The organism is Desulfolithobacter dissulfuricans, from assembly GCF_025998535.1.
Taxonomy (GTDB): domain Bacteria; phylum Desulfobacterota; class Desulfobulbia; order Desulfobulbales; family Desulfobulbaceae; genus Desulfolithobacter; species Desulfolithobacter dissulfuricans.
The window spans coordinates 2979398-3003510 of record NZ_AP024233.1 but is presented as its reverse complement, the minus strand read 5'-3'; the positions used below and the strand labels follow the sequence as shown (position 1 = coordinate 3003510).

The following is a 24113-nucleotide window of genomic DNA, read 5'->3' as shown; positions in this document are numbered from 1 at the left end:
TCAAGGGCCAATCATGATAGAGCTTGCCCCTGTGAATCATCATTCATTTTTCTTGAATTATCACCTCTATTGAACTGAACAGAATGCAGCTGGCCGAAGCACTTAAAATCAAGAAGGATAAGATCCTTTCCACCTGGATTGACAGGGTGCTGGACAGTTATGCTTCGCCCGGTTTCTTCAAAAGCTCACAGGATGCCTTTGCCAACCCTGTGGGAGTAAACATCCGCGAGGGTCTCACCAGACTCTTTGAGCTGCTCACAGCCGGTGCCTCGCAGGATGAATATGCAAGTTCCCTGGATCAGGTCATCCGGATCCGGGCTGTTCAGGAATTTACCCCGGCGCAGGCGGTTGCGCCAATCCTCGAACTCAAATGGGTCGTGCGGCAGATCCTGGCGGGAGATAAAGACACCCGTCCTCTGCTGGCCGACCTTGATTCTTTTGACTGTGATGTTGACCGGGCAGCTCTTGCTGCCTTTGATATTTATACGGATTGCCGCGAGCGGTTGTACCAGCAGCGGATCCGTGAGTTGAAAAGCGGCAGTTATGTCCTGACGGACACCCCCTGTGCCTCGGCGTTGTTGAAGCGTAAAGTACAGGAAGTCCCGGACGCTACCTGATTTCGGCCAACAGTTCATCAGTGCACCAGCCGGCGAGGTCCCGCAACGAGCGGAACTGCGTCACGGCTTTAACCGCATATCCATAGAAACCTGTTAAACTCGAAAGCGAGGGAGTGATCGATGAAGTACACCTTCCCGTTGGCGGCAGTCATTGCCTTGGTGTTGATTGCGTGGATAGGGTCGCAGATCCCGGGTATGCAATACTTTTTCGGTATTGCAGTTCCATACCTGGCCATGGCGCTCTTCCTTGGGGGATTTTGCTACCGGGTGGTCCAGTGGGCCAGGTCGCCTGTCCCCTTCAAGATTCCAACCACCTGTGGTCAGGGCTTTTCTCTGCCCTGGATCAAGTATGACCGCCTTGAGGCTCCGGTGAAAACCTCCGAGGTCGTGGCCCGGATGTTCCTGGAAATCACGATTTTCCGCTCCCTTTGGCGCAACACCAAGGCCGAGGTGCACAGCGGCCCTAAGCTCACCTACGAGTCGTCCAAATGGCTCTGGTTGTTTGCCCTGATGTTTCATTACAGCTTTCTGGTCATCGTCCTGCGGCATATGCGGCTGTTCCTGGAACCGGTACCCGGCTGGGTCAGTTTCCTCGGGGCCAGTGACGGCTTTCTCCAGATCGGCGCTCCGCAGATGTACATCACCGATGCCACCATCTTGCTCGGTCTGCTGCTGCTCTTCGGCCGCCGGCTGATCAACCGCCAGGTGCGCTATATCTCTCTGGCCAATGATATGTTCCCGCTGTTTCTGATCTTCGCTATCGTCATCACCGGTATCCTGATGCGTTTCTTCCTCCGGACCGATATCGACATCACGGCCATCAAGCGGCTGGCTGTCGGCCTGGTCACTTTCCAGCCGGCAATCACCTCCGAGATCGGGGCGATCTTCTATGTTCATGTTTTCCTGGTCAGCGCCCTGCTGGCCTATTTCCCCTTCTCCAAGCTCATGCACATGGGCGGGGTCTTTCTCAGTCCGACCAGAAACATGGCCAACGATACCCGTATGCGGCGCCATATCAATCCGTGGAACCCGGATATCAAACCGCATTCTTACGACGCGTATGAGGACGAGTTCCGTGAGGATATGGTCAGCATGGGTATCCCGGTTGAGAAAGAGTTGCCGCCGAAGGCTGACGACTAGTATTGCAAAAACTTCATTAAAGATAAGGATAGAGCAATGGCAGTTGTAAGTGTAGATAAGTTAGCAAGGAGCGTGGTAGAGGGGCCCTCTCTCATGACAGGCTCCGTCCCCCGGAAACCGTGGTGGGAGATAGAGGCGGTCTTCAAACCGGGTAATTATGCCTATGTGGCCAAGAAGGAGAAGGTCGAGTATCTGAACTCCCAGCAGGGGCTCTACTTCCCGAATGCCCGCGAGTGGAACCCGGAAGATGACGACTGGAAACTGCCCGATAACTGGCAGGAGATCATCCTGGAAGGATTGAAGGAACGGCTCGACAAGTTCCGCAGTCTGAAGATTTTCATGGACTGCTGTGTACGCTGCGGTGCCTGTGCCGACAAGTGTCATTTCTTCCTCGGAACCGGAGATCCCAAAAACATGCCGGTCCTGCGGGCCGAGCTGCTCCGGTCGGTCTACCGCAACGACTTCACCCTGGCCGGTAAGATTCTTGGCAAGATGGCCGGCGGACGGGAGATGACCTTCGGGGTGCTCAAGGAATGGTTCATGTACGCCTACCAGTGCACCGAGTGCCGCCGCTGTTCAGTCTTCTGCCCTTACGGCATCGACACCGCCGAGATCACCATGATGCTCAGGGAACTGCTGCATCTGGTTGGGGTGGGCATCAACTGGATCCTGGAGCCGGTCTCCAACTCCAACCGGACCGGTAACCACATGGGACTTACACCCCAGGCTTTTGTCGGTAACGTCGAGTTCCTCTGCGAGGACATCGAAAACCTCACCGGCGTCAAGGTGAATCCCACCTTCAACCGCAAGGGCGCCGAAGTCCTGTTCATTACCCCGTCAGCCGACGTGTTCGCCGAGCCGGGACTCTTTACCTGCATGGGCTATCTCCTGCTCTTCGAGGCCATCGGGTTGGACTATACCTGGTCCACCTATGCCTCGGAAGGCGGTAACTTCGGTCTCTTCACCAACAACGAGACCATGAAAAAGCTCAACGCAAAGATGTACGCCGAGGCCAAGCGGCTCGGTGTCAAGTGGATTCTCGGCGGTGAGTGCGGTCACATGTGGCGGGTGGTTCACCAGTACATGGACACCATGAACGGGCCGGCAGATTTTCTTGAAGTGCCGAAATCTCCGATAACCGGAACGGTCTTTGAGAATGCCCGGTCCACAAAGATGGTCCACATCAGCGAATTTACCGCGGACCTGATTTATCACAACAAGATCAAGCTTGATCCGAGCCGGAATGACCACCTGACCTGCACTTTCCACGATTCCTGCAACCCGGCCCGGGCCATGGGACTTCTGGAAGAGCCGCGCTATGTGCTCAAAAACGTGGTCAACAAGTTCTATGAGATGCCGGAGAACTGTATCCGCGAAAAGACCTTCTGCTGCGGCTCCGGTACCGGTCTCAATACCGATGAGATCATGGAGCTTCGCATGCGGGCTGGACTGCCGCGGGCCAACGCGGTGAAATATGTCCGCGAGAAGCATGACGTGAACATGCTGGCCTGTGTATGCGCCATCGATCGCGCCACCCTGACCACCCTGATGGGATACTGGAATCCCGAGGTCGAAGTCTGCGGTGTCAGCGAGCTGGTAGGTAACGCCCTGGTAATAGAAGGCGAAAACAGACAAGAACTGACCGAGGGTCTTCGGACTTTGGTTTAATTCCCTGGCCTGAGTGGAGGAGAGACGATGTACGACAGTGGTAAAATAATTCCGGGACTGATTATCTTCGTCCTGTTTATCACGTTTCCCATCTGGTACAACCACGGCGATGCCGGGGCGGTACCGAAGCCGGAGTTGCCCAAGGATGCCAAGGAATGTGTTCGTCCGGCAGACTTTATGCGAGCTGAGCATATGCAGCTCCTCAACGAGTGGCGTGACGAAGTGTTGCGGACCGGCGATCGTTCGTTCAATGTCAAGATCGGTGACAGGCAGTATCAAAAGAGTCTGATGAATACCTGTATGCAGTGTCATACGAGCAAGAAGAAGTTCTGTGACACCTGTCATACCTATGCGTCTGTAACTCCATATTGCTGGGATTGCCATTTAGCTCCTGTTGAGTGAGCAGCGAAGGAGGATATATACTGATGGATAAGAAAAGAAGAGATTTCCTCAAGATCGCCGGAGTTTCCACCCTGGCGGGACTGGGAGGGGCAACGGTCGCCGGCCGGCTGGTATCCGGTTCAAGCCCTGTTCAGGCCCGGGCAGCTCATGTGGTCGATTCTGCAGCGCAGGAGGCCGGTCATGGGGCGCCCAAGGCTGAAGCCGGTGGCCACGGTGCAACCGGGGAGGTTGCAAAGTCCGGTAATCGTTGGGGTATGGTCATTGACATGCGCAAGTTCCGGGAGCATCCCGGGCTGGCCGAAAAGGTCGTCCATACCTGTCATTCCATCCACAACGTTCCCAACTTTCCTGACAAGAAAGATGAGATCAAGTGGATCTGGCTGATGGAATACGAGAACGTATTTCCAGAGCACAGCCACTATTTCAAGAACAAGGAGCTCCTTGATCACGAGGTTCTGGTCATGTGCAACCACTGTGACAATCCGCCTTGCGTAAAGGCCTGTCCGACCAGGGCCACCTTCAAAAACAAGGATGGCATCGTGGCCATGGACTACCATCGCTGTATCGGCTGCCGGTTCTGCATGGCAGCCTGCCCCTACGGCGCCCGGAGCTTCAACTGGCGCAATCCCCGGGATTATATTGAAAACTACAACCGGGAATTTCCTTCCCGGATGCGCGGTGTTGTAGAGAAATGCAATCTTTGCGCTGAACGGGTTGCCCTTGGTAAACAGCCGGCCTGTGTCGAGGCCTGCGGAGACACCAAGGCCATGATTTTCGGGAACCTCAACGATCCCGATTCCGAGATCAGGCAGGTTTTGAAAGCCAACTATACCATTCAGCGTAAGCCTTCACTGGGCACACATCCATCAGTCTTTTATATTGTATGAGGTCGCCATGTTTGAAAAAGCGCTAAAAGGAAACAACTACTACTGGATCTGGCTGGCCTTTCTGGGATCCCTGATGGCCATCGGTGCGTTCTGCTACGTACGCCAGTTCAACTACGGTCTTGGTCTGACCGGTATGAGCAGGGATGTATCCTGGGGACTCTATATCTCCCAGTTTACCTTTCTGGTCGGTGTGGCAGCCGGAGGTGTGATGCTGGTGCTGCCCTACTACGTGCATAACTTCAAGGCTTTTGGCCGGATCACCATCCTTGGTGAATTCCTTGCCATTGCCGCTCTGCTCATGTGTCTGACCTTCATTGTTGCGGACCTTGGTCAGCCCATGCGGATGCTCAACGTCATCCTGCATGCCCAGCCCCGATCCATGCTGTTCTATGATATGATCGTTCTGAACGGCTATCTGTTCCTCAACATCCTCTGCGGCTGGGTGATCCTCACCGCTGAGCGGAAACAGGTACCGCCGCCGAAATGGATCTACATCTTTGTCTACATCTCGATTCCGTTCGCCATCTCGATCCATACGGTCACGGCCATGCTCTACTGCGGTCTGCCTGGACGGCATTTCTGGCTCTCCGCCATCATCGCCCCGCGGTTCCTGGCCTCGGCCTTCGCCGCTGGTCCGGCCCTGATCGTCGTCGCGGCCCTGATTCTCAAAAGGGTGGCCAATTTCGATGCCGGCAAGAAGGCCATTGACAAGATGGTGACCATCATCATCTATGCCGCACTGACCAATGCCTTCTTTGTTATCCTGGAGTTCTTTGTCGGCTACTACTCCAACATCCCCGGCCACAAGCATACGCTGCAGTACCTGTTCTTTGGCCTGGAACATAATGGCCATGTGTACAACAACCTGGTACCGTTCATGTGGGCATTTGTGGCCCTTGGCATAGCAGGTGTTGCCTTGCTGGCGATCCCCTATTCCCGGAAGAAAAACGAATTCCTCCTCGGGCTCGGTTGCGTGATGCTCTTTGTCTCCCTTTGGCTGGATAAGGGTATCGGCTTTGTCCTCGGTGGCTTTGTGCCGACTCCGCTGGAGGAGATCACCGAGTACTATCCCACTGCCAATGAGATCTTCATCACCATCGGCGTGTGGGCCATGGGCTTCTTTGTCCTCACCATTCTCTACAAAATTGCCGTAGGGGTCGAGCACGAAATCGAAGCCTGACCGGCGCTGCTTCATACAGACCTCAGGCCCCTGATCCCGTTACTGGATCAGGGGCTTTTTTTTGTCCTCAGGTTATGCTATAAACCGCTGTGTGCAACAGACTGTTTTTCGTGCAGGGTGTCTGACCCTGTTTCGGACCAGGTACTCAATTTTCCAGATACAGGCGTTCGAGCATATGGATACTTCGCAGGGACAGGCAAAAAAAGTCCTGCTACTCTACTTTTCCTTTTCCAGCCAGACCAAGAATCTTCTTCAGGCGCTGAGCGACGGACTGGAAGACCATAATGTTTTGATTGCCAGGGAACGACTTCGTCCGGTTACCAAGCTGCGTTTTCCCATCGGCACGATTCCCCGGACCATTTGGCTCATGCTGCTCACCTTTTTCCGCAAGCGGGTACCCATTCACCCCTTAAGTGAGCAGGCCTTTGCTGACTATGACCTGATTATCCTCGCAGGGCCTACCTGGTCCTATAATCCATCAGGACCGGTGCTGGCCCTGTTTGACCGGGATGGGAAGAAACTATTCTCCAACAAAAAGGTGCTGCCGCTGATTTCCTGCCGGGGATACTGGCGCATGCACTGGTGGGGGCTGAAGGCGCTTCTGAAAAAATGCCGTGCCAACGTGGTCAACCGGATCGTCTTCACCCACCCCAACCCCGAACCCTGGCGGACGCTGGGCGTGTTTCTCAAGCTTGCCGGCCGGACCCCGGAACGCAACTCCTGGATGTCGAGATATTATCGAAAATACGGCCATACCCGCGATCAGCTGGCCCAGGCCCGCTCCTGTGGCGACCGTCTTGGTGCTGCCCTCGAGAACAATGAAGATCTCTCGGCCCTGCATTTTGAGGTCGACTGATCGTCAGCTGCCGGAGACCGCACCCAGGTAGCGCTTCCAGAGCAGGAGAATCTCCTGGTTGAAAAAGAGGTAGGTCATGGCGGCCACGGCCAGAAAGGGCCCGAAAGGAATCCTGGTCTGTCCTCCCTTGCCCTGCCTTACCATGGCTGCGATGCCGATTATGGAGCCGGTGAACGAGCTGATAAAGACCACACTTAAGAGACTCTGCCAGCCCAGGAAGGCGCCGATCATGGCCAGGAGCTTTATGTCGCCGCCGCCCATGCCCTCTCTCCGGGTCAGCAGGTAGTAGCCAAGGGCCACCCCGTACAGCAGGCCGCCGCCGAGGAGAATGCCGAGCCCGGATTGGGTCCAGCTCACGTTATCGGCGAAAAAGGAGCCGCAGAAACCAAGGATGATGCCGGGCAGGCTGATCACGTCCGGTATGATCTGGTGGTGGATGTCGATGAAGATGATCACCAGCAGGGCAGCCAGAAAAACGAAATAATAGGCGAAATCAAAGCCCGGCCCAAACCTGTGGAAAAGCGCCATGGAGAGCAGCCCCATGCACAGTTCCACCAGGGGATACTGCAGGGAGATCCGCTGACCGCAGCGCCTGCATTTTCCCCGCAGGACAAGGTAGCTGACAACGGGTATATTATCGTACCAGCAGATAGGGGTCTTGCACCGTGGGCAGTGGGAGGGTGGAAAGGCGATGGAGGCGTCGTCCTCCGGAAGTCTGAGGATGACGACGTTTAAAAATGACCCCACCACGCTGCCGAAGAGGAAGACGAAAAAGAGCAACAGGGTGTCTGTCATAGGTGCATGTCCATGAAATGGGATTATGTCTGGAGTGTTCAGCCCTGCACTTTCCGGCCCTGCGCAAGAGGATGATACAACCCGGCGGGAGAGATGGGTGAAGAGCTCAACTCTGTCGTACCGATACTCTCTACTTTGTAGCCCGCTTTATGTCTGAGTTCCAGGAAAAATCCCGTATTGTCCGCATTGAATCGCTGACACCGGTTATCCACCGGCTGACCCTGCATGCCCCCCGGATTGCCGGCCAGGCCTTTCCCGGTCAGTTTGTCATGGTCCGCGTCAGCCCGACCTTTGATCCCCTGCTCCGGCGGCCGCTTTCCATCCATCAGGTGTCCTCGGACGGGACCGTGCAGCTCCTTTTCAAGGTGGTGGGCCAGGGTACACGGTTGCTGGCCGGGATGCGGACCGGCGATTATCTGGACATGGTCGGGCCGCTGGGCCGCGGTTTTACCCTCGAGCGGGATGAGCCGTTCTGTCTCGTCGGCGGTGGTATGGGCATTGCCCCGCTCTATTTCCTCGCCAAGCGACTTCTGCAGATCAGCCGGCATCCCGAGTCCACCGTGCTGCTCGGCGCCCGGACCGGTTCGGAACTGCTCCCCCTGGAACAGGAGTTTCTCCGCCTGGGATGTCCGGTACACAGTGCCACCGATGATGGCAGTTACGGCCATCACGGTTTTGTCACCGAACTGCTCGATGATCTCCTGGCCAGGGTCAGAAGGGTGTATGTCTGTGGCCCGTTTCCCATGATGCGGATTGCGGCCATGAAATGTCTGGAAAGGGGCGTGGCCTGTGAGGTGTCGCTGGAGACCCACATGGCCTGTGGTCTCGGGGCCTGTCTGGGCTGTACGATGATGGGCGGTGATGGCGCGTATATGCATGTGTGCAAGGATGGACCGGTGTTCCCGGCGGAAAAGGTGGCATGGACCCTGTAAGCGCGAAAAATGATATGGATCTGCGGGTGCGGATCGGCGACTTGAGGTTGCCAAATCCTGTACTCACGGCCTCTGGTACCTTTGGTTATGGCCGGGAATTCGCTCATCTGGTGGATCTGCACCGGCTTGGCGGCATTGTGGTCAAGGGCATTTCCCTGGAACCACGTCCCGGCAATCCGCCCCCCCGGATCGTCGAGACAGCTTGCGGCATGCTCAATGCCATTGGCCTGGAAAATGTCGGGGTGGAACGCTTTGTTGGCGAAAAGCTTCCCTGGCTGCGCGAGACCGGGGCCAGGATCATCGTCAATATCCTGGGTGACAGCGTGGATGAATATGCCCGGCTGGCTGGCCGGCTGGCCGGAGTCGAAGGTATCAGTGGACTGGAGGTCAACATCTCGTGCCCCAATGTGAAAAGGGGTGGGGTGGCCTTTGGCACGGTCCCGGAAATGGCCGCGTCGGTTACCGAGGCGGTCAAGGCCGAATCGGACGTGATGGTGATCGTCAAGCTGTCCCCCAACGTGACCGACATCGTGCAGATGGCCCGGGCCGTGGAAGAGGCCGGGGCGGACGCGGTGTCGCTTATAAACACCCTGATCGGCATGGCCATTGATATCGAGTCCCGCCGGCCGGCGCTGGCCAATGTGATCGGTGGTCTCTCCGGACCGGCGATCAAGCCGGTGGCTCTGCGCATGGTCTACCAGGTTGCTTCCAGCGTACGGATACCTGTCATCGGCATCGGCGGTATCACCACGGCGGACGACGCCATCGAGTTTCTGCTCGCCGGGGCCACTGCTGTGCAGGTGGGTACAGCCAATTTTTATCAGCCCTCTGCTGCCGAAGAGATTATTGATGGGATCACAGAGTATCTCGCAAGGCACGGTCATCTTTCGGTACGGGAAATCATCGGCGGTCTGCAGACAGGGAAGGAGTGATGGAAAAGCGGGGTAAGATCTGTGTTTCCCTGGCCGGGGCAGATGCGGCGGCGATTGCCAGCGCTGTGCAGCCCGTGCTGGACCTGGTGGACGTTGTCGAGGTCCGGCTGGACGCCATGACCAATCCTGAAGTGGAAAAATGCTGCGCCCTGATCCGAAAACCACTGCTTTTTACCAACAGACCCATCTGGGAAGGCGGGCAGTTTGGCGGTACGGAGGAGGAACGGGTCGCGCCCCTGCTGACCGCAATCCGTGCCCGGGCCGCCTGGGTGGATCTGGAACTGCGGGCCGACGGGGCGCTGCGCCGGTCACTGCTGTCGGCTGCCGTGGAGTCCGGGACAAAGGTTATTATTTCCTGGCATGATTTTACCGGAACCCCATCCCGGGAGAGCCTGGATGCACTGCTCGCGCAAATGATGGAAAGTGGCTGCCATGTAGGCAAGATCGTGACCACGGCGAAAAGCGAAGCGGATGTGCTGCGGGTCCTGGCGCTTCAGGAACAAGCCATGGCTGATGGTTTTCCGCTATCCTGTTTCTGTATGGGCGCGCCCGGCCGCATAAGCCGCTTCGCTACTCTCTATCTCGGTGGGTACATGACCTACGGGGCGCTCGATGCAGCCCAGGCCACAGCTCCGGGACAGCTTACCGTGCGGCAGCTCCACGCCATGACGCAACTTTTTGAGGATACCAATGCAGATTGACGGCAAGACACTCCTGCACGGGATCATCGGTAATCCGGTGCGCCATTCACTCAGCCCGGCCATGCATAATGCGGCGTTTGCAGCCCTGGAGATGAACCGGGTCTACGTTCCCATGGAGGTTGCCGATCCCCGTGAGGGTGTGGCCGCTCTGCGGACGCTTGGTTTTATCGGGGTCTCGGTCACCGTGCCCCACAAGGAGACTATCCTTGCGGCCCTTGATGAGATCGATCCCGTGGCCAGCCGGATCGGCGCGGTCAATACCCTGCTGCTGAGGAAGAAAGAAGAGACAGAAGAAATTATTGTCCGGGGATTCAACACGGACTGGGTGGGGTCCAACATGGCTCTTGCCGAAAAGATGCGCCTGGCTGGCTCCAAAGTCCTCGTCATCGGAGCCGGGGGAGCAGCCAAGGCCGTGGGATTTGGTTTGCGAGAGGCCGGGGCTGCGGTCATCATTACCAATAGAACCGAGCAGCGCGGCCGGGAGCTGGCCAGCTGGCTTGATGCTTCTTTTGTGCCTTTTGCCGAAGTTGATGCGGTCCGGGCCGATGCCCTGGTCAATACCACCTCTGTCGGGATGGAGCCGGATGTTGAGGCCATTCCCCTTGATCCGGGACTGCTTGGTCACTTTAAGGTGGTGATGGATATTGTCTATGCGCCATTGCAGACCCGGTTGTTGCGGGAAGCGGCAGCAGTCGGCTGCCAGACCATCGATGGCCTGGCCATGCTGCTGTACCAGGGCGCGGCCCAGTTTCGTATCTGGACCGGGATCCAGCCACCCCTTGATGTCATGCGCCGGGCCCTGGAAGAAGAGTTATGCTTAAGGAAAAAAAGAAAACATGATTGAAATACAGCCTGTTGATGTCATTGATGCTACTGTTGAAGTTCCGGGCTCCAAGAGCCTGACCCAGCGGGCCCTGATTGCCGCGGCACTGGCCAGGGGAACCTCCAGACTGGTCGGGCCGCTGGCCAGCGAGGATACCGCCTATACCATGGCGGCCCTGCGGGCCATGGGCATAGCCTGTGATGACTCCGATCCCCGGACATGGATCGTAAAGGGGAGTGGCGGCGTCATCAAGGCACCGGAGCAGGATATTTTTCTTGGCAATAATGGCACAGCCACCCGTTTTCTCACCTCGGTTGCCGCGCTTGGTCAGGGACGTTTTCGGATTACCGGGGATGAACGGATGGCCGAGCGTCCCATTGCCCCGCTCATGGAGGCGTTGCGGGGCTGGGATGTGGACATTGAAAGCGATGCGGACAACGGCTGCCCGCCACTGAGCATCAATGGTTCCGGGCTGGCCGGAGGCCGGACCGTGCTGCCCGAGGGAAGATCGAGCCAGTATCTCTCTTCCCTGCTGCTCGTCGCCCCTTATGCCCGGCAGCAGGCCGAGCTGGAGGTACAGGGAGAAGTCCTGTCCCGGCCCTATGTGGAAATGACTCTGGCGGTGATGGCTGATTTTGGTATCCGGGTAGAGGCCGCACCTTCACTCACCTTTTTCCGCATTCCGCAGGGCTGTTATCAGGGCATGGAATACCGGATTGAAGGGGATGCTTCCGGGGCCTCCTACTTCTGGGCCGCTGCGGCTGTGACTGGTGGCCGGGTCACGGTGGCCAATGTGCCGGTGCCTTCCCTCCAGGGTGATGCCCATCTGGTCCCGCTCCTGGCCCGCATGGGGTGTGAGGTGACGAAGTCCGGCGACGGCATAACCGTGGAAGGCCCTGAAAAACAGAAGCTGTCAGGCATCGAGGTGGACATGGGCAACATGCCTGACGTGGCCCCGACTCTGGCCGTGGTGGCCGCCTTTGCCGAGGGCACCACGGTGATCAACAACGTTGCTCATCTGCGGATCAAGGAATGCGACCGGCTCAGTGCCATGGTCACCGAACTGCGCAAGATGGGGGCCGAGGTGGAGGAAGAGCCGGACCGGATGATCATCCATGGCCATGGCGGCCGCGATCTGCACGGGGCGGAAATAGAAACCTACCATGACCACCGTATCGCCATGTGCTTTGGTGTGGCCGGCCTGCGGGTGCCCGGCGTGCGGATAACCGGCGAAGATTGTGTGAAAAAATCATTTCCGGATTTCTGGCAGCGCTTCGACCAGCTGACAGACCGTCCCGTCGTGGTCAGAACCTGAACTGATCTGTTTCCTGAATTATACCGGATAGCTGGCTGAGCACCAGGTATCGAGGACAGGACAATGACCTTCCTTTCCCTGCTGAGCTTTGCGGCCGCCATGATGGTGCTTGCCGCCAGTCCCGGTCCCGGTGTTTTTGCCACCGTGGCCAGGTCTCTTGCCTCTGGATTCCGACCCGCCCTGGCGGTGATTCTCGGGATCGTTGTCGGGGATATTATCTATCTGCTGTTCGCGATCTTTGGGCTATCCATTGTTGCCAGGTCTCTGGAACAGCTCTTCATTTTTGTGCGAATCGCTGGCGGTATCTATCTTTTCTGGCTCGGGCTGAAAATCTGGTTTTCAAAGCCGCCGGAGAAAGTATCGCAACAACTGCTCGCTTCGCCTTCACGACCAGGAAACATCCTGAGCGGCCTTGTGATCACCCTGTCCAACCCAAAAGTCGTTTTGTTTTACTGTGGTTTCCTGCCAACATTTATCGACCTCTCTGTTCTGGAACTTCCTGATATCTTCCTGATCGGATCTGTTGTCACCATCGTGTTGAGCGCTGTGCTGATGACCTATGCGTACATGGCCAGTCGCGCCCGGCAATTATTTTCCAGCCAGAAGGCGGTAAAAAGACTGAATCGCTCTGCCGGAGGCGTGATGATGGCAACAGGAGTCACGATTGCAGCCAAGGGATAAATATCGTCTCGGAGCTTTCACGCAGAAGTCAAAAGCTGATCTGACCTCCTGTCCCTGTTCGTTTTCTTTGCTTGCCCAAAGAAAACGAACCAAAAGAAAGGGCATCCTTGTCCCTTGGTCCTTCGGACTGGTTTGCGCTCCTCAAATCTGCCGGGAGTTTGAAAACTCGCTTCGCTCAAACATTTCAAACTCCTTTTTCGGCATCTTCTGTGGTGCTCAGCTGTGTGCCAATGGGCAGGCCCGGCCATAGGCAGGAATCACTGATGGAAGATCCGGTTGTTTGGGAGCATCAGGTATCCCGAGGATCTGCAGCGGCCTCCTGTTATGAAGGAGAAAGTTCACTTTCTGCCATTTTTTTCCTGTTGCTTCTTTTAGGTATGGTGTTGTCTCTTCGGCGCGCTTTTCCTCTCGTTTTCACATGATTCGCTTTTCCGGTATTTTTCTTCTGTCCCAGGCGGGAAATCTTTAACTGCTGGCCCGAGACCCAGACTTTTTTCAAGATCCTGAAGATATCCCTGGGCATGCCTTCGGGCAGGTCGACCAGGGTGAAGGTTTCCTGGATATTGATCCGGCCGATGTGCTGACTGTCGAGACCGGCCTCGTTGGCAATGGCGCCGACAATGTTGCCAGGCTGCACCTGATGGGCATGGCCTACTTCGATGCGGTACCGTTCCATGCCCTTTTCGGGCGGGGCCTCATCCTTTGTAATGGGCTCACGGCTTCTGGGAGTTCTCCCTTCTTCTTTATTCCGGCTGGTTTTTGCCTTGTGCCGCGGTTTGCTCTGCAGGAGAAAGGGGGTGTCGCCCTGCACCAGGTGAGCCAGGGCCGCGGCGATTTTCCGGGACGGGACATCATGTTCCTTTTGATACTCTTCCACCAGTTGTGAAAAGAAACTCAGGTCTTCGCTGGCCAGGGTTTCGCTGATCCGCTGTTTGAAGCGCAGGATTCGCTGGTCGTTTACCATTTTGGTTGTCGGCAGTTCCATGACCTGAATTTTTTTGCGGGTGGCCTTTTCGATGGCGTGCAGCATCCTCCGCTCCCTCGAGGTGACAAAGAGGATGGCGTCACCCTGGCGTCCGGCCCTCCCGGTCCGGCCGATGCGGTGGACATAGGATTCGGTATCGTAGGGAATATCGAAGTTGATCACGTGGCTGATCCGCTCCACGTCCAGGCCCCGGGCCGCCACATCGGTGGCCACGAGAATATCCAGGGTGCCTTTTTTCAGCATGTTCACCGTGCGTTCGCGCTGGTTCTGGGCGATATCACCGCTCAGCGGGGCGGCGGCGTAGCCGCGCGCTTCCAGTTTTTCTGCCAGTTCCACGGTGGCTGTTCTGGTACGGACAAAGATGAGCACCCCGTCAAAAGGTTCGGCTTCCAGGATCCTGGTCAGGGCGTCGATCTTGCCCATGCCCTTGACCGGCCAGTACCGCTGGCGGATGGTATCGGCGGTCGAGGTTTTGACTTTGATGGTGATCTCGGCGTGGTCGGTCAGGTGTTTCTTGGCAATCCGACGGATCTGCTGGGGCATGGTGGCTGAAAACAGGGCAATCTGCCTGTCCGCCGGGGTCTGGTCCAGGATCCACTCCACGTCGTCGATAAAACCCATGCGCAGCATCTCGTCGGCTTCGTCCAGTACCAATGCACCGAGGTTCCCCAGCTTTAACGTGCCACGACGCATATGATCCATCACCCGGCCGGGTGTGCCCACCACCACATGCACGCCGCGTTGCAGGGCACGGATCTGGCCCCGGTAGTCCTGGCCACCGTAAATCGGTACCACCCGGAATCCTTTCAGGTTCCTGGCGTATTTTTGAAAGGCCTCCGCCACCTGGATGGCCAGCTCCCGGGTGGGGGTCAGGACCAGCACCTGGGGATCTTTTGGCCTGAGGTTCAACCTGGAAAGGATGGGCAGGGCAAAAGCAGCGGTCTTGCCGGTGCCGGTCTGGGCCTGGCCGAGGACGTCTCGGCCTTCAAGGAGCAGGGGAATAGTCTGGATCTGGATGGGGGTGGGCGTTTCGTAGCCCACATCTTCCAGGGTTTTCAATAGGGATGCATTCAGCGCCAGCTGATGAAACGTGCTTACGGTCTCGACGGTCATGTATGGTTCCTGGAAAAGAAAAAAGGGGTGGTGTGTCAGTGGGAGGGAACCCGGGGGCTTTGGTGTCCGTGGCTGTCCTGTGACGGTATTATTGTGCTTAAAGGTAAAGGGCTCGACAGTATACCGACTTATGGGGCAAATTGCTTGCTTTATTTACATCTGAACCCTGCAGTCGTCTGTTTACAACACACTATTCGGCATCCGTATACCGATACAGTTACATGTGCAGCGTCCCCGCGTCGTCATTACCAGCGATGTTATCCCTCGAAAGGATAAATCGGTCATTTGTGGAAATAGACGATAACCGGGTCGCCGGGCTGGCAGTCCAGCTCCCGGGCGGCATGGCCCCTGTTGACAGCGACCTCCAGATACCCCGAGGAGTCGATGAGGGCCAGCAGCTCGCCCTCGGGCACGTCGCAGTAGGTGGACGAGATGGTGTTGATCCTGCGTCCCTGCACCTCGATACCGGCAAAGCCACCTGGCTGGAAACGGCTCAGGCTGGCCGTGGTTATGGTGGTGCGGACATTGCCGAATCGATCGATGTGCAGGACCTGGCCGAGGATACCACTGTCGTTGATGACCGGTTCCGGCAGGTCGAGTAGCACACAGTGAGACGGATCGGTGACCGGTCCGACACGGTCCAGCTCCATGCCGGCGGTGAGCGCTGCGGCGACGGGGGCCATGATGTCCCGGCCATGGAAGGTAGCGCTGATTTCCCGGGGAAACAGGGAGCTGTTTTCCACCCGGTGGATGGTATCGATGATACTGTCCCGGAGGAGAAGGGTGAGAATGCCGTTATCCGGGGCAATGAACCGGTGGCCTTCACCCGAGGCGGCAAGGATACGGCGCTGGCTGCCCACCCCGGGATCGACCACCACCAGATGGGTGGTGCCGGCCGGGAAATACCGGTAGCTGGAGCGGATGGTGATCGCTGCGGCGAGAATATCATGGGCCGGGATGGCGTGGGTCAGGTCGATGATGCGGGCGTGTATGTTCTGCTTCAGAATAGCCCCTTTCATCTGGCCGACATAGGGATCCTGGAGGCCGAAGTCGGTGGTGAGGGTGATGAGACTGTCCTGTATCATGATGTTTGCTTCCTCCCGGGTAGTCTCCAACAAGGTTTTCCCGCCGGCCCGGCGCCGTACCGGAGCGCGGCCGTGGATAACCATGCATTTTCCATGCCTTTTCAGGAGGGTTGACGACCGGTACGGCAGGCGGTGATAGCGCAGAAACCAGCCCGTCTGTCGGCTCCGGAGCGCGGTTTTTCCAGCTCTTCAAGGTTTTCCGGGCTCTGGAACAGGGTGGAGATCGTGCCTGCAGGGGTAAAATCGGTCTTCCTGAGCAGTGTGTCCACCTCGTCAAGCTCCAGGAAGCGGGCGTATCGGTAATAGGGGTGGTCCCGGGCCCCTTTGTCGGCCAGCAATTTGCCCCACGGCGAGCTGGCCGGAATGATGCCCAGCACCAGCCGGCCGTCGGGACGCAGGACGCGGTGGCACTCCCTGAGTACCTGTTCCCGGTCCTGGACAAAGCAGAGGGTGAAGAGCACAAGTACCGTGGCCATGCTGCCCGAGCGGATCGGCAGCTGTTCGCCGGTACCGGCCGCAGTCAGGATTCCGCGCCTGGAGGCAAGCTGCAGGGCGGCCTCGGCCGGGTCGATCCCGAACTGTACTCCCAGGGCCCGGGCAAACCGGCCTGGTCCGCAGCCGATTTCCAGCCGCGGCGCCCGGCAACCATCCAGAGCCTGTCTGATGGCGGCCAGTTCGATATCAAAAAGCAAAGAGTCCTCGAACCAGGAGTCATATTCCCGCGCCCGTTCATGAAAGACTGTGGCTGCAGGATTGCGTTTTGTGGTCATTTGAATGTGGCTGGAATTACAATATTGTCTTTCAGGAGGAGGAAATAGAGACTGCCGCCCTGTTTCATCCTCCCGGCTGCCAGGCCTGCCTCCCTGCCATCCCCCAGAACAGGTCGACCCGGCCCGGTCCCTTGATGGCAGAGCCCTTGTCCTGGACAAGAACAAAACGGTGCAGCGGTTTCCAGTTCACGACCCTGCCATCCTTGATAACCGGTTGCCGGGATCGGAGAAAGGCAAGGGCTCCGGCCGGAAAGATGGACTGATCCACGGCAATGGAGCGGCCCGCTGTCAGCTCTTCTCCCAGGCTGCCGATGGCACCATGGGTATCTGTCCACGCAAAAAAGATGTAGGATGGATTGTGGTGGAGAATTTCGTCGCGTTCCTCGGGGTGGGCTGTGAGATACCCGCGGATTGTATCGAGACTTGCCTCTTCCAGTTTCAGTTTGCCGGTTTCCACCATGTATTTTCCGATGCTCCGATAGGGGTGCCCGTTTTTCAGGGCAAAATGGATTCCCCGGATGGTTCCGTCCTCCAGCCTGATGAGGCCTGAACCCTGAATGTGCAGGATAAAGACATCCAGGGGATCCCGCAGCCAGACAAGCTCGTGTCCGCTGGCGATGGCCTGTTTTTCGATCTCCCCTCGGGACCAGTATGGCTTGAAGGTACCGTTTTCCAGGCGGCCGACCTGTTGTTTGCCGCCTGGCACATGGCGGACCACCAGGTTGGAGGGGATTTCGTAGAGCGGGTAGGTGTAGCCGGGTTTTCGGGTCAGGCTGCCCTCGAAGAGCGGTTGGTAATAGCCGGTGACCAGCATGGTGCGGCCCGGATTGTACTGGCCGGTGCCTCCTGCCTGGTAGACATCAAAGTATCTGCTGATATGGAGACCGAGCGCCCGATTATTCTTCACCGTGGCAAGCAGGCGGCGAAAGACCAGCAGGGAGTCGACAAGGCGTCCGGCAGAGACTGTGTGCTCTCCCAGGTTGAGCTGCCGGTCGCGGGGGAGCCGGCGTAGATAGGCAAGGCTTTTGTCAACCGACCGGCTCAGGGAAGCCCTGTCCAGATCGTCTATGAAATCGGGCGATTCTTTTTCTGAAAGATGGACGAGGGGTTTGACAGTGCAGCCGGCAAAACTGACCGCAATCAGGATAAGCGCTGCAACCCAGAAGAGTTTCCGTGGAAATTGCTCTCTGGTGCCTGTCCTGTGGTTGATTGCCTGAAGATGTGCAGGGCGGATCACGGGCCTTGTTTTTTATTTTTTGAACGCCTCGGCAAGTTCTGTCACAGCCATGGCATAGCGGTTGGAGTGGTTCCAGGCGGTAATGGCCTGGAAATTTGGGTATCCAGCGATGTAGCGCATGGTGTTTTTACTGCCCGGCGGGAGTTCCAGGCCGACAATGGTGACCTTGCACGGGCCCGGACAGGGCGGCAGGTCAAGCTGTTGGAGTTTTTCCACCTCTTCCAGGGGCAGTTTGGCCTTTCTGCCCTTGAGGTAGGCAGAGAGCAGTTTCTGGCTTTTGAGCTCAGGGCCCAGCTCGGCATAAATCGGTGCGTCCAGCTTCCAGCCAAACGTTTTCAGGTAGTTGGCAATGGACGCCAGTACATCTGGCACCGAGTTCCAGACATCGCGCCGGGTATCGCCGTCAAAGCTTACCGCATAGGCCCGAAACGACGAGGGGATAAACTGGGTCTGGCCGAAGGCTCCGGCATAGGAACCCTTGACCGTCCGTGGATCGACCCCGTTTTCCCGGCACAGAAGAAGAAAATGTACCAGCTGCTTGCGGAAAAAGGCGGAACGCCGGGGATAGGCGGCAAAGAGGGTGTTCAGGGTCCGCAGGACATTGAAGCCGCCCTGGTGTTCGCCATATCTGGTCTCAATACCCCAGATGGCGATGACGATTTCTCTGTCCACCCCGAAGCGCTCCTCTATCTGGTCGAGGAGCTCCCGGTACTGTCGTAGTTTTTCCTTGCCCTTTCTGATTTTTCCCGGAGTCAGAAAAAGCGGGGCGTATTTGTAATACGGCCTGGCCTCCCACTGTTTGTCCATCAGCTCGAGCACGCGGCGGGATATGGTCTGGCCGGAGAATATCTCCTCCAGTTCCGCCGGGGTGAACTGGTACTCCTTTTCCAGCTCGCCAAAGAGCTTCTGGTATTTTGCCTGGTTCAGGTCAATGGGCTGGCCATCGGTCACCAGGTCGGCGGCCTTGGGCTTGGCCAGGGCAGCAGGAGGCAGGACGAGAACCAGCCCCACAAGCAGGCCGATCAGCAGGTAGAGGCCCGGGCGGGGCCGACCTGGTTTCATGGCGGAAATATTCACAGGCATCTTTTGTCGTCTGATTTGAATTGTCATGGCTCCTGCGGGCTGAACTGCTGGTCAAAGGCCTGGATGAACCGGTCAAGCAGGGATTCGTCCAGTTGGTTGATTCCGGCGGCCGCGGCCCGGCCCCCGCCGGTGGGAAAGCGTCGGCAGAGCGTATCAGCGCCGCTCCGCCTGGCCAGCGGGGCCCTGATGCTGACCCGGTAGGTCTGGTCACTGTTTCGGGTCAGGATGCCGTGGGCCAGGTCTACTTGCTCCCGGGCCAGGGTATTGGAAAACACGCCGGCCACCCGCCGGGCCCAGGGCTCGGAGGGCAGTTCGTAGAGCCGACCTGAGGGAGACTGGTAAAAGGGTTTACAGGCCGCGGCCCGCTCCATGTCGTCGCGGTACCCCTGGCGCAGGGTCTGGATGGCAGGGCTGGTGGCATGAAACTCCAGGGGATCGTCATATTCGTGCACCAGGCGGTAGAGCTCGGCGGGGTGAAAAAACAGATCCTCCAGCGAGGCGCCATAGCCATTGTAGTTGAGCAGAATTCCTGTTTCCCTGAGTATTGTCAGGTCCTCTCCGCTGAGTCCGCAACTCTGGCCCAGTTTTTCGGCCGATTCGTCCAGGTTGTCGCCAAAGGCCCCGACCACAGCCCATGGCCTGTGGTGTCCCTCCAGCAGCCGATCGATGATGATGGAGGTGCAGACCAGGGGATCCGGGTCGATATGGACTTCCAGGTTGGGATGATCCGGGATATCGCCGCTGAAATGGTGATCCACGTACAGGACCCGGTTGTCCTGGTCGAGCAGCCGGACCAGGGAATCCCTGTTTTTGTCCAGCGAGATGTCGAGCACTGTCACGGACTGGCCATGCAGGTCATGCAGGCGTGCCAGGAGGTTGATGTCGCGCTTGACACCCGTGACCAGTGTGTCACAGACAGACGGTGTGTCACAGACAGACGGGCGGCTGTCTGTGACCGGGTTTGCGAGGCGAAGCTGATGCAGGGCGCAGATTCCGTCTGCATCGCCGTTGAACACATCGATATGGTGCATGATAGACGCTTCTGGTCTCACCAGCCAAGTCCCAGCGGACTGCCGATATTGGCCAGCCGGAACATGAGGGTGAATTTCTGGTTTCCAGGGGTGTAGTTGGAGGCCAGTTCCACCGACCAGCAGGCAGGCTGGTAGATCAGCATGGCGTTTTCCTCCACGGTTTTGCTGTCTTCCAGGGAGCGCTCGATGGAGTAGCCGGCCGATACATGGTTGAACAGGTTGAGCCGGGTCTTGAAGGTGATGGAGTTGATGTTTTCCAGTTTTTTATAGCGGTAGTCGACCGCGACCGTGTCTCCGCGGCTGTCACGATACGATCCTTCCAGGCCGTGCATGATAAAGCCGTCCCCGTACATGTCCAGGTCGGATTTGTAGAGCAGGTTCAGGTCGCCCAGAGGCCGGTAGCCCAGCTTGAGGCCAAGGGGCGTCAGCGGGGTGTCGCTTTCACTGCTGCGCAGATCGTATCCCTGGCTGAGCTTGAGGTAACCGTACTGGCGCTGGTAGCTGCGGCCATCGCTGGTACCGGCGATGCGAACGTAGTTGTCCAAGCCATAGGTTATCAGGTTCTTTTCGCCGATGGAATCCACGGTATCGAACTGGGGCAGATTCTCCTGGTCCACATCCGGGATGTAGCCATAGGAGACGTAGGGCCGGACAGTGTGGCTCAGGGTGTGGATCCCGCCGATACGCACCGGGAAATCACGAACCATGGTGGTGCCGGTTCCAGCGGAGAACTCGAAGAGAAAACGATTCTGGAAGTCGTCCCGGACCCAGGTGATACCACCATACTCGCGGATCAGATAGGAGGTGTTGCGCAGGCCGAGTTCCACGGTGGTTTCCAGGTAGCGGTTGAGCGGCACCGGCATGGAGAGGCGGGGGAAGAGGTCTATACGCTGGGCTCCGACGCCCTCTTCGCGCCAGTAGTTGACATAATCGGCGTTCCAGGTCAGGTTGATGGAGGTGTCCCTGACCGGGGTCAAGCCGGTGAGGCTGAAGGCCGGCAGTTTCCACAGAGGGGTGGGGGCCGGGGTGTCCTCCCGGACATCGTTTATGCCCAGCAGCTCACCCTGGAAGGAGATACCGTTGTCCCAGGATCGCAGCACCCGGAAGGTGTTTTTCCGCTGATCGTCGCTCCTGTTCTGGAATCCCCGGCCAAAGACCTCCAGGAACCGGTCGTTGGTGGAGTTGAATCCCGTGATCCCGGAGGTGAACTCGGTGAGGTAGTCGCGGTCCGAGACCAGGTCCAGGTCCAGCCGGGTGGTCCATTGGGCGAGATCCTGGTCGAGTTTGCCGCGCAGCCAGTAGCGGTTTTCGTTGGTGTGGGTATAGTTGCCGTCCCGGTAATACTCCGCATTGTCCGGATCGTTCGGATCGCTGCGGGCGTCGTCGAGAAAGTTGGCCATGAACTCGCCCTTGGACTCCTGGTTGAGAACATAGCGGAACTCCAGTCCGTTCATCAGGCCCCGCTCGGCCATGTAGTAGGGGTAAAAGGTCAGGTCGCTGGAGGGCGAGAGGTTGACGAAAAAGGGCAGTTCGAGCCCGAAACCGTCCCGGCTCGACTGGGAGGCCCGGGGAAAGAGGAAGCCGGTCTGTCGGCGGCGCTTGGCCGGCAGCACCATGTAGGGGGTGTAGAGTACGGGTACGCCCTTGATGCGGAAGGTGGCGTGCTTGAGGACCGCGTAGCCGTTGTCCTCGATGGTGGCGTCGACAGCCGCGAAGCTCCAGGGTGGTGTCTGGCCATCCTTGAGGCGGCAGGTGATTATCCAGCCGTCCTCGATGTGGTAGGTGAGGGCGCCGGTCTTCTCGATCACCCTGCCGGCCAGGTGCAGTTCCTTGTCCTGGCGGATGATGGTGGCGTTGTTGAAGATACCGGTTTCCCGCTTCAGGTTGATTACTCCCTGGTTGGCGGTGAGCTGATCCGGGCCGATGCGGATCAGCAGATCTCCCCGGGCCTTGACCGTGCCGAGATCCATGTCATAAGCCAGCCAGTCGGCCCTGATGGTGGTCACCGTGGCCTTTTCGGTCCGGGGCAGGGCCGATCCGGTCAGGGTGGCGGGGGGCGACTCGCCAAGCAGGCTGCTCCAGTCGGTTTTTCCCGGTGTTTTTCCCTGCCTGGTTATGGTCTGGACTTTTTCCAGGATAACGTTGCCTTCGGCAATGACACAGGGCGGGGCGGCGTAGCGGATGATCCGGTCCGCGGTGATCTGCCATTCTTCGGCCGAGATAACATCGGCGGCCCTGATGGAACTCGGCAACAATACAGAAGATATAAGCGCCAATACCAGCGCGCTGATCACCAGCGGTGATTTGTCCGGGTTCACCTCGACCTGCTCCTTGAGTGGGCTGAAGTAGCGGAAATAGAAAGGAAATGCCTGACAGCTCAGATGGTTGGAATGTACGCGTAGAGCCAGTTTGTGTCAAGGTAAAACTCATCGCTTAAGGGGGGCTGACGCACCCGGGCAAAGGGCTCCAGGCGAGCTGTCCGGGAATGGTTTTGCTATGTATCTCCATCAGATGGGGCAGGCCCCGTGGGGCGGTCCCGGCCGACCTGTGCCCTGTCTGTCCGATGTTATCCCGGGGCACGACCGTGTCATCTGGGTAGAACTGCAGGAAAACAACCGGCTCCCCGGCCCGGGGATGGAATGAGAATCGCCCGGTCCGGGTCTTAGATTTGACTTGCGGCCCGGTCGGTTTTAGTTTATGAAACAGAACGATTATATATTTCTTAATGTCTTGATTTTTCAATTCTTGTCAGGCCGTCTCCGAAAAACGGTCTGCCGCCGGTACTAATTTCAGCATTTCTCCTATGGATCACATCTTTGGCCCGGTGAATTCCAGACGTCTGGGCATGTCCCTCGGGATAGATCTTCTTTCAGAAAAAGTATGCAATTACGACTGCATATACTGTGAAGTAGGTCCGACCCGCAAGTTGACCTGCGAGCGGGCCGAGTATGTACCCACAGAGAAAATCCTGGCCGAGATCGACAGTTATTGCCGTAACCCGGAGGAGCTGGCGGCAATTGATGTGATGACAGTGACCGCCAGCGGCGAGCCTACTCTGCACTCCGGGTTTGGCAGAATTGTTGCCCATCTCAAGGAGGTTGCAGAGAAACCGGTTGCCGTGCTGACCAATGGTTCCACCCTCCATGATCCGCAGGTCCGCCGCGAGATGGCCCTGGCCGATATAGTTATTCCGTCGCTGGATGCGGCCCGTCCCGCCAGCTTCCGCCGTATAAACCGGCCGGCCAGCTGTCTTGATCTGGAGAAGATCATCGAGGGACTGGTCACATTCTCCCATGAATTCCACGGTCGTCTGTGGCTGGAAATTCTGCTGGTCCGGGGAATCAATGATTCGGATGAGGACATAGAGGCCCTGTGCCGGGTAACCAGGCGCATGCGCCTGGAGCGCATCCAGCTCAACACCGTTGCCAGGCCGCCCCTGGAGTTCTTTGCCCGCCCGGTTGCCCCGGAGCGGTTGCAGGAGATCGCGGCGCGTTTTGGTGCCGAACCCGGCAATCCCGAAGTCGAGCTGCTGGCCCGGCAGGGACGGGCAAAAAAAGTACGGAAACAAAGTCATGGTTCCCCGACCGAAGATGTGGTCGAGGAAATCGTGCAGATGGTACACCGTCGGCCTTGCACGGCCGACGATATAGATTCGAACTTCAATATTGGAGGTCCGAAAAAGGTTGAGCATCTTCTGGAGCCGCTTGTCCGGTCGGGGCGGCTGCAGCTGCGTCCCTATGGTGACAGGCTTTATTATCAGGGATCCGGCTCCAGTACGGCTGCTCGTTTATAAAGGGTGTTTCCCAGGCTCACTGCAGAAAAACAGATGTCTGTCCGCTGTCATCGGGCAAGGAGCTTCACCGCCGGCCCATGTGTTGTG

At 57.8% G+C, this 24113-nt stretch carries 22 protein-coding genes; 14 read left to right on the top strand and 8 right to left on the bottom strand.

Going from position 1 to position 24113, the window contains the following annotated elements:
• Positions 1-83: 83 nt before the first annotated feature.
• From GF1_RS13405 to GF1_RS13375, 7 genes are all read left to right on the top strand, one after another.
• Positions 84-617 carry an RsbRD N-terminal domain-containing protein gene (locus tag GF1_RS13405; RefSeq protein WP_267927061.1) on the top strand — a complete coding sequence of 178 codons (534 nt, stop codon included), beginning with the start codon at positions 84-86 and terminating at the stop codon, positions 615-617.
• Between the two features lie 120 nt (positions 618-737).
• On the top strand, positions 738-1757 hold the full coding sequence (gene dsrM, locus GF1_RS13400; protein WP_267927060.1) for a sulfate reduction electron transfer complex DsrMKJOP subunit DsrM: 1020 nt from the start codon (positions 738-740) through the stop codon (positions 1755-1757).
• Between the two features lie 93 nt (positions 1758-1850).
• Positions 1851-3425 carry a sulfate reduction electron transfer complex DsrMKJOP subunit DsrK gene (gene dsrK, locus GF1_RS13395; RefSeq protein ID WP_267927059.1) on the top strand — a complete coding sequence of 525 codons (1575 nt, stop codon included), beginning with the start codon at positions 1851-1853 and terminating at the stop codon, positions 3423-3425.
• Positions 3426-3452: 27 nt separating this feature from the next.
• Complete coding sequence (gene dsrJ, locus GF1_RS13390) at positions 3453-3827, top strand: sulfate reduction electron transfer complex DsrMKJOP subunit DsrJ (protein WP_267927058.1); 375 nt, start codon at positions 3453-3455, stop codon at positions 3825-3827.
• Positions 3828-3850: 23 nt separating this feature from the next.
• Positions 3851-4714 carry a sulfate reduction electron transfer complex DsrMKJOP subunit DsrO gene (gene dsrO, locus GF1_RS13385; protein ID WP_267927057.1) on the top strand — a complete coding sequence of 288 codons (864 nt, stop codon included), beginning with the start codon at positions 3851-3853 and terminating at the stop codon, positions 4712-4714.
• Between the two features lie 7 nt (positions 4715-4721).
• Complete coding sequence (gene dsrP / locus GF1_RS13380) at positions 4722-5894, top strand: sulfate reduction electron transfer complex DsrMKJOP subunit DsrP (protein WP_267927055.1); 1173 nt, start codon at positions 4722-4724, stop codon at positions 5892-5894.
• Between the two features lie 175 nt (positions 5895-6069).
• Positions 6070-6750 carry a flavodoxin family protein gene (locus GF1_RS13375; protein ID WP_267927054.1) on the top strand — a complete coding sequence of 227 codons (681 nt, stop codon included), beginning with the start codon at positions 6070-6072 and terminating at the stop codon, positions 6748-6750.
• A 3-nt stretch (positions 6751-6753) separates the two neighbouring features.
• Here the strand turns inward: GF1_RS13375 and GF1_RS13370 are convergent, their stop codons facing one another.
• Complete coding sequence (locus GF1_RS13370; protein WP_267927053.1) at positions 6754-7545, bottom strand: prepilin peptidase; 792 nt, start codon at positions 7543-7545, stop codon at positions 6754-6756.
• A gap of 149 nt (positions 7546-7694) precedes the next feature.
• On the opposite strand from GF1_RS13370, the gene GF1_RS13365 reads away from it, so the two are divergent.
• The 6 genes from GF1_RS13365 to GF1_RS13340 all read left to right on the top strand — a co-directional run bounded on the left by GF1_RS13365 (position 7695) and on the right by GF1_RS13340 (position 12929).
• Entirely contained in the window at positions 7695-8477 is a 783-nt protein-coding gene (locus GF1_RS13365; protein WP_267927052.1) for a dihydroorotate dehydrogenase electron transfer subunit, read from the top strand.
• Positions 8465-9409: a dihydroorotate dehydrogenase gene (locus tag GF1_RS13360; RefSeq protein ID WP_267927051.1), complete on the top strand. Its 945-nt coding sequence runs from the start codon at positions 8465-8467 to the stop codon at positions 9407-9409. The genes GF1_RS13365 and GF1_RS13360 overlap by 13 nt, the downstream gene beginning before the upstream one ends.
• The gene (aroD, locus tag GF1_RS13355; protein WP_267927050.1) at positions 9409-10110 is read left to right on the top strand and encodes a type I 3-dehydroquinate dehydratase; all 702 of its coding nucleotides are present in this window, start codon (positions 9409-9411) and stop codon (positions 10108-10110) included. Before GF1_RS13360 ends, aroD begins: the two co-directional genes overlap by 1 nt.
• Complete coding sequence (locus GF1_RS13350) at positions 10100-10954, top strand: shikimate dehydrogenase (RefSeq protein WP_267927049.1); 855 nt, start codon at positions 10100-10102, stop codon at positions 10952-10954. The genes aroD and GF1_RS13350 overlap by 11 nt, the downstream gene beginning before the upstream one ends.
• Complete coding sequence (gene aroA / locus GF1_RS13345) at positions 10947-12248, top strand: 3-phosphoshikimate 1-carboxyvinyltransferase (protein ID WP_267927048.1); 1302 nt, start codon at positions 10947-10949, stop codon at positions 12246-12248. Before GF1_RS13350 ends, aroA begins: the two co-directional genes overlap by 8 nt.
• 99 nt (positions 12249-12347) lie before the next feature.
• Positions 12348-12929, top strand: coding sequence for a LysE family translocator (locus GF1_RS13340; RefSeq protein ID WP_267927047.1), 582 nt, complete (start codon positions 12348-12350; stop codon positions 12927-12929).
• A gap of 322 nt (positions 12930-13251) precedes the next feature.
• On the opposite strand, the gene GF1_RS13335 is transcribed toward GF1_RS13340, so the two are convergent.
• From GF1_RS13335 to GF1_RS13305, 7 genes are all read right to left on the bottom strand, one after another.
• A complete protein-coding gene (locus tag GF1_RS13335) occupies positions 13252-15027 on the bottom strand; it encodes a DEAD/DEAH box helicase (RefSeq protein WP_267927046.1) in 1776 nt (591 codons plus the stop codon).
• Positions 15028-15308: 281 nt separating this feature from the next.
• Complete coding sequence (locus GF1_RS13330; protein WP_267927045.1) at positions 15309-16112, bottom strand: SAM hydrolase/SAM-dependent halogenase family protein; 804 nt, start codon at positions 16110-16112, stop codon at positions 15309-15311.
• 101 nt (positions 16113-16213) lie between these two features.
• Complete coding sequence (locus GF1_RS13325; RefSeq protein WP_267927044.1) at positions 16214-16882, bottom strand: class I SAM-dependent methyltransferase; 669 nt, start codon at positions 16880-16882, stop codon at positions 16214-16216.
• 64 nt (positions 16883-16946) lie between these two features.
• Positions 16947-18119, bottom strand: a complete 1173-nt coding sequence (gene mltA / locus GF1_RS13320; RefSeq protein ID WP_267927042.1) for a murein transglycosylase A — start codon at positions 18117-18119, stop codon at positions 16947-16949.
• Positions 18120-18131: 12 nt separating this feature from the next.
• The gene (locus GF1_RS13315; RefSeq protein WP_267927041.1) at positions 18132-19229 is read right to left on the bottom strand and encodes a lytic murein transglycosylase; all 1098 of its coding nucleotides are present in this window, start codon (positions 19227-19229) and stop codon (positions 18132-18134) included.
• Entirely contained in the window at positions 19226-20233 is a 1008-nt protein-coding gene (locus GF1_RS13310) for an acetyltransferase (RefSeq protein ID WP_267927040.1), read from the bottom strand. The genes GF1_RS13315 and GF1_RS13310 overlap by 4 nt, the downstream gene beginning before the upstream one ends.
• Before the next feature lie 17 nt (positions 20234-20250).
• Positions 20251-22551 carry an LPS-assembly protein LptD gene (locus tag GF1_RS13305; protein ID WP_267927039.1) on the bottom strand — a complete coding sequence of 767 codons (2301 nt, stop codon included), beginning with the start codon at positions 22549-22551 and terminating at the stop codon, positions 20251-20253.
• Between the two features lie 485 nt (positions 22552-23036).
• Here GF1_RS13305 and GF1_RS13300 point away from each other — a divergent pair, with 485 nt between their 5' ends.
• A complete protein-coding gene (locus GF1_RS13300; protein WP_267927038.1) occupies positions 23037-24026 on the top strand; it encodes a radical SAM protein in 990 nt (329 codons plus the stop codon).
• Positions 24027-24113 lie beyond the last annotated feature (87 nt).

Bases quoted from the DNA above. Each gene is read 5' to 3' on its own strand.
- GF1_RS13370 (WP_267927053.1), bottom strand. From the start codon at position 7,545: ATGACAGACACCCTGTTGCTCTTTTTCGTCTTCCTCTTCGGCAGCGTG.
- GF1_RS13335 (WP_267927046.1), bottom strand. From the start codon at position 15,027: ATGACCGTCGAGACCGTAAGCACGTTTCATCAGCTGGCGCTGAATGCA.
- GF1_RS13375 (WP_267927054.1), top strand. From the start codon at position 6,070: ATGGATACTTCGCAGGGACAGGCAAAAAAAGTCCTGCTACTCTACTTT.
- aroA (WP_267927048.1), top strand. From the start codon at position 10,947: ATGATTGAAATACAGCCTGTTGATGTCATTGATGCTACTGTTGAAGTT.
- dsrP (WP_267927055.1), top strand. From the start codon at position 4,722: ATGTTTGAAAAAGCGCTAAAAGGAAACAACTACTACTGGATCTGGCTG.
- dsrO (WP_267927057.1), top strand. From the start codon at position 3,851: ATGGATAAGAAAAGAAGAGATTTCCTCAAGATCGCCGGAGTTTCCACC.
- GF1_RS13330 (WP_267927045.1), bottom strand. From the start codon at position 16,112: ATGATACAGGACAGTCTCATCACCCTCACCACCGACTTCGGCCTCCAG.
- dsrK (WP_267927059.1), top strand. From the start codon at position 1,851: ATGACAGGCTCCGTCCCCCGGAAACCGTGGTGGGAGATAGAGGCGGTC.
- GF1_RS13315 (WP_267927041.1), bottom strand. From the start codon at position 19,229: ATGACAATTCAAATCAGACGACAAAAGATGCCTGTGAATATTTCCGCC.
- GF1_RS13365 (WP_267927052.1), top strand. From the start codon at position 7,695: ATGTCTGAGTTCCAGGAAAAATCCCGTATTGTCCGCATTGAATCGCTG.
- aroD (WP_267927050.1), top strand. From the start codon at position 9,409: ATGGAAAAGCGGGGTAAGATCTGTGTTTCCCTGGCCGGGGCAGATGCG.
- GF1_RS13350 (WP_267927049.1), top strand. From the start codon at position 10,100: ATGCAGATTGACGGCAAGACACTCCTGCACGGGATCATCGGTAATCCG.
- GF1_RS13310 (WP_267927040.1), bottom strand. From the start codon at position 20,233: ATGCACCATATCGATGTGTTCAACGGCGATGCAGACGGAATCTGCGCC.
- dsrJ (WP_267927058.1), top strand. From the start codon at position 3,453: ATGTACGACAGTGGTAAAATAATTCCGGGACTGATTATCTTCGTCCTG.
- GF1_RS13300 (WP_267927038.1), top strand. From the start codon at position 23,037: ATGGATCACATCTTTGGCCCGGTGAATTCCAGACGTCTGGGCATGTCC.
- GF1_RS13325 (WP_267927044.1), bottom strand. From the start codon at position 16,882: ATGACCACAAAACGCAATCCTGCAGCCACAGTCTTTCATGAACGGGCG.
- dsrM (WP_267927060.1), top strand. From the start codon at position 738: ATGAAGTACACCTTCCCGTTGGCGGCAGTCATTGCCTTGGTGTTGATT.
- GF1_RS13360 (WP_267927051.1), top strand. From the start codon at position 8,465: ATGGACCCTGTAAGCGCGAAAAATGATATGGATCTGCGGGTGCGGATC.
- GF1_RS13340 (WP_267927047.1), top strand. From the start codon at position 12,348: ATGATGGTGCTTGCCGCCAGTCCCGGTCCCGGTGTTTTTGCCACCGTG.
- GF1_RS13405 (WP_267927061.1), top strand. From the start codon at position 84: ATGCAGCTGGCCGAAGCACTTAAAATCAAGAAGGATAAGATCCTTTCC.